Source organism: Haladaptatus sp. HS23 (genome assembly GCF_056892285.1).
On sequence record NZ_JBXGLH010000042.1, the window covers coordinates 1 to 4489 of the forward strand.

General features: G+C 50.3%; 4 protein-coding genes and 1 pseudogene. 4 read left to right on the forward strand and 1 reads right to left on the reverse strand.

Annotated features, from left to right (window positions below; all coding sequences use genetic code 11):
* Nucleotides 1-186, forward strand: a pseudogene (locus tag AC1XDK_RS30630) (site-specific integrase); the annotation flags it as partial.
* Between the two features lie 110 nt (nucleotides 187-296).
* Here the strand turns inward: AC1XDK_RS30630 and AC1XDK_RS30635 are convergent.
* Nucleotides 297-1607: an ApeA N-terminal domain 1-containing protein gene (locus tag AC1XDK_RS30635; RefSeq protein WP_483353811.1), complete on the reverse strand. Its 1311-nt coding sequence runs from the start codon at nucleotides 1605-1607 to the stop codon at nucleotides 297-299.
* A gap of 204 nt (nucleotides 1608-1811) precedes the next feature.
* On the opposite strand from AC1XDK_RS30635, the gene AC1XDK_RS30640 reads away from it, so the two are divergent.
* The 3 genes from AC1XDK_RS30640 to AC1XDK_RS30650 all read left to right on the forward strand — a co-directional run bounded on the left by AC1XDK_RS30640 (nucleotide 1812) and on the right by AC1XDK_RS30650 (nucleotide 4411).
* Complete coding sequence (locus tag AC1XDK_RS30640; RefSeq protein ID WP_483353812.1) at nucleotides 1812-2522, forward strand: phosphoglycerol geranylgeranyltransferase; 711 nt, start codon at nucleotides 1812-1814, stop codon at nucleotides 2520-2522.
* A gap of 135 nt (nucleotides 2523-2657) precedes the next feature.
* Nucleotides 2658-2894 (forward strand): hypothetical protein, encoded by a 237-nt coding sequence (locus tag AC1XDK_RS30645; RefSeq protein WP_483353813.1) that lies wholly within the window; start codon nucleotides 2658-2660, stop codon nucleotides 2892-2894.
* 392 nt (nucleotides 2895-3286) lie between these two features.
* The gene (locus AC1XDK_RS30650; RefSeq protein WP_483353814.1) at nucleotides 3287-4411 is read left to right on the forward strand and encodes a hypothetical protein; all 1125 of its coding nucleotides are present in this window, start codon (nucleotides 3287-3289) and stop codon (nucleotides 4409-4411) included.
* The last annotated feature ends 78 nt before the right edge of the window (nucleotides 4412-4489 follow it).

Below are 4489 nucleotides of genomic sequence, written 5' to 3' on the forward strand. Positions count from 1 at the left end.
TATCAACGAGTGTCTACTCACGATTTACGTCGTTGCTGGGCGAATCACCTGCTGGTCGAGGCGAACGTCTCACCGCGGATTGTGATGGCGCTCGGTGGGTGGTCAAGCTATGACGCGATTGAGCCGTATCTCGCTGCGCCCACTGAAGCGAATATTATTGAGTCGATGAGTGCTGTGGAGCTGTGACCGGCTAATCAAGGTTCGCGAATTACTACTCCTGAATAAGCAGAAGTAGACATACTCTGGGACCCCCGAATCAATCTATGTGCAATTCCTGATAGCTATCTTGCGTCGATTTAGGTGAGTAGGTGTTTCCGATTCTTCTCCAACTTTCTCTTAATGAAGTCTGTCTCAAGACCGATGGTATCCAAGAAGATTGCCTCAATAACAACTTGGAGCTTCTGAGCTGTATCACCAATCTCGTTAAGATCGTATTCCTTCCCAAGTCCGTGAGCTATGTTGTGCCTCTCGTTCTTTGAATTCCGAATTACCGCTTCTATCTCGATGAGTTCATCTAGAATTTCTTCATATTCGTAAAGCACCAGACTCAGCTGATCATGCAAAGACCCTTGGTTCCCAATGCTTCCAAGAAGATTGTCTATCCGACCTTTCGCAGCGGCGTCATCGGGAATCGTATTGAGGATTTCCGTATGAAGTTGATCGTACTCCGCTTTCTCCATTAATCGGTGGTCCGGGAACAGATAGCTTTGGTAGGATTCAAGCGCAATAACTAATGAGAGAAACTTATTCTCTTGGAACATAGTCTCGTTGTACTGAGTACCGAAGTACAAATTGTGGGCCATCTCTGCATTTTGAGCAGACTCGAACCACTTTTGGAGCGCTTTCTCAAAATCAATGTCATCTAAGTTGAAAAGTAGCCTTCCGGGATGTTTTTTCTCTGGAACCTCGGGGAGATGAGAGACTTGATACACGATATCGGTTTTTTCCGTCCTTCCCTCGTGTTCGAAATATCCTTTAACTAGATTCGGATTCACTGGCTCACCAAGCGCAAGGCAAATAAAGTGCTGAAGATGACGTATGTAATCGTTGAGATAATCGTCCAACTTCTGGGGTTTGTCGGGTTCAATACAAAAGAATGCCTGCTGGGTAATCTCAATTCCATCATACATTCTATTACTCTGTGAAGGAGTCAAATTGACACGGACTGTAGCGTTATCTAACTCGGCTTCGATCACGTCGAAATCTGAGATCGTTGCACCTGTCATCTTTCCTTCCGGCACATGAACAATGTTTTTAGAAGTCCAGAGTTCCAGTAGAGGGAGTGAAAAGCAGACTTTATCCAAGTACAGATCATCTCCATAAAAACTAACCCCAGTGAAGATTTTCTTTGCTCCACAAGTTTGGTGTTTCACACCGGAAGAGATGGAGCTTGGTTGAAGCCAGCAATCTTCAAGTGTAACCTGCTTCCCGTTAGTAGTTCTACCATTTATCAAATCAACTCTTCGAAACTGACCGGGCCCCCAGTCATCAAACGATCCAATGAGTTCAAGCGTTCCTCCATCGTCTGGATGAAACTCGAGAATACCAGCGACTCGATTTTCTTCGTTAGGTAGCCACCATTCTCCTCGAAATTCCAGTTCTTGCATAAACAGTCATCTCAATAATCGCTAATTAATGTTTGTAGAGAGTATAACGTTTGGGAACTTATTCCTGGAACACACGCTTTGACGAACTCAACGTTAGAGGTAAGTCATCTCCGGAGTGAAAGTGTCGTACGCAAATCACGGAGACTTGTAATTCGATACAAATAGAGGGAAAGCGGTTTGCGTATGATTGCACTACGGTAAGCTATGGCGGGTGTGTGGGCACACTGGGATCACGTCACGAAAGTCGATCCAGACAAACCACTCCACAATAGGGATATCTATGCTGACATTGCGGACACGGGAACGGATGCAATCATTGTCGGTGGCACAACCAACATCACTGAGTCTAGCGTTCGGCCAATTCTCGATGCACTCTCTTCTACCGAGATCCCCATATTCGTCGAACCAACTTATTGCCCATCGTCATCTCAGATCGAGGCACTCTCTGGATACCTACTTCCAATCGTTCTGAATGCTAATGATCCATTGTGGATCACAGGAGCACATCACGAATGGGTTCGTTCATCCGATCTTGAGTGGAAAGCAGTCCATCCAGAACCCTATATCGTCCTCAATCCAGAGTCAGCAGTTGCTACGCTCACCCAAGCGGACTGTCCCCTCGATTCCGATGACGTCGTCGCCTATGCTGAACTCGCCGAACAGATTCTCGGCCAGCAGATCGTTTATCTCGAGTATTCCGGCACCCTCGGCGATCCAGATGTTGTCGCTGCCACACGCGATGCGCTCTCGTCAGCGCAGCTTTTCTATGGTGGCGGGATTCAGGACTATGAGTCAGCATATCGGATGGCCAATGTCGCTGATACGGTTATTGTTGGTGATGTGCTCCATGAGGCCGGGATTGGGACAGTCGAGGAAACTGTTCGCGGAGTAAGGGATGCGAAGCACGACTCGTAATCTTGCGTTCTACAATCGAAGAAGTGACTGTGTCGATCAAGAGTGTGCACCTGCAACCGGTCGCTCGTAAGTTAGCATGTTATACTAACCAACATCGCCCACCGGTTTAACGACGTTCGGGTACTACCGTTTGATATGAGCGAAAATGCCGCGATCATCGCTCGGATCATCGAACACAACACAGGTGGACAAAACCTGCCGACGATTGATCGTGATCATATTGGCGTCATAGCGGGGCAACATGGCCGCTTTGATGGCGATCTGGACGAGGCGATAGCCGAGGCCCTTGCCGAGGGATCTATCGAAGAGCAGGACGAGGGGTACGTTGCGACGGAGAAAGTCTGGGATCTCGTTCCCGGTACCACTCGATAGCTAGTTGTTCGGTCTAAGTGTATTTTGTACTATTTGACTTACTTCTAAACACATATATGAATAAACTGAGTAACCCACGAAAAACTTATCTAGATGGATGTAATAACATTTTCTAGGAACAACGCCTGCACTGAACCACGAGTGATCCTCCTATGACACCACCTCCAACCGCTGACACAGGTAACCGCGGATCGCACAGTAGACGGGCGTTTCTCGCAACAGGTGTAAGTATTGGAGCGACAGCGCTATCGGGATGTCTCCTCCCAACGGGCGCAAGTGGCGGAAGTGTTCCGTCTACAGGCCCGACAAACAACAGCACGAACGCAACGAATGGTAATTTCGGGTCGATTGACCCCAAGCCGTGGCGCGGCGAGTTTCGCACCGTCGTGAACATGGCGAAGGCAGGTGCGGATCCGACCGGAGAGGAAGACGTTTCGCCCGTCATCCAGCGCGAAATTGGGAGTGATACGCTCCTCTATTTCCCACCTGGACGGTACAAGATGAACAGCCAGGTTCGCCGCGTCGGGCTTCAGAACCTCGGCATTATCGGGCAGAACGCGACGCTCGTTCACGGGAAGGTGGATGCAATCAACGGCTTCGACGTTTCGGCAGGCGAGTTCCACGGTCCCGCCCAGCACTTCAAAATCGGTATTCCTGACAACCCGCATCGAGGGAGGTTCGTGTTCGGCGGGTTCACGCTCGATTGGCGCGGAGATAACCAAGGGATACAGGTGTTGAATCACCATACTGCGGGAACATCAGAGATTCGCTCGCTTCGCCAAGTCGGCATGCATTCGCTCGGCTGTCAGGGACCACTTCGAGTACACCCAGCAACGGAGAAAGCCCGAGCCCGCGTAAGTAACGTTGATTTTCGCTTTGGTGGACTCACGTACCAGAAGACGATCAACACGCGGGATACGTACGACGGTGGGCCGTACGCCGGCCGTTCGTGGGCGACGTCAGGGATTACAATGCATCCGAAGGCACAGGGATACCTTCGCGTCGAGAACTCGTTATTCGGTGGATGGCCGGACAACGGCATCTACGTGATTGGTGGCCATCCAGAGACAGGCGACGGCACGGTCGAAGTGATCAATTGTATCGCGGCGAACAGCCAGGCGTCAAATATTCGTATTGGTGGCGACAACTCACGAATTCACAACTGTGTCGTTGTGACCGATCGCTCGTTTGGCGACGAATTCTACTACGAGCAGCGCCCGATTCGCATTGACGACGGCACGTGTACTGTCTCGAATACGAAAATCGTCCAGACAAAGCCGACTGGATGGTCGCTCACAGCGTTGCACGGTGTTGAGAAAGCAGTGATCCAAAATGTGGAGGTGACGATCAGGGATGCGCCGATGAAGGCGCTTGTCGTCGACGAGGGCGTCGGTCAGGCGGCGGTCAAAGACTTCGTGATCAACACGCCAGGGTGGAATGCGACAAAGGCTCGAGTCATTCGGAACGGAGGTGCGACGCTCAAGAACGTGTTTCTCGATGGCGAAAAAATCGCGTGAAGTGTTTCTACACGCGCTCGAACCGATCAGCGTTCACCGGGAAGACGCTTCGTGCATAGAGCTTCATCAGGTACGCAG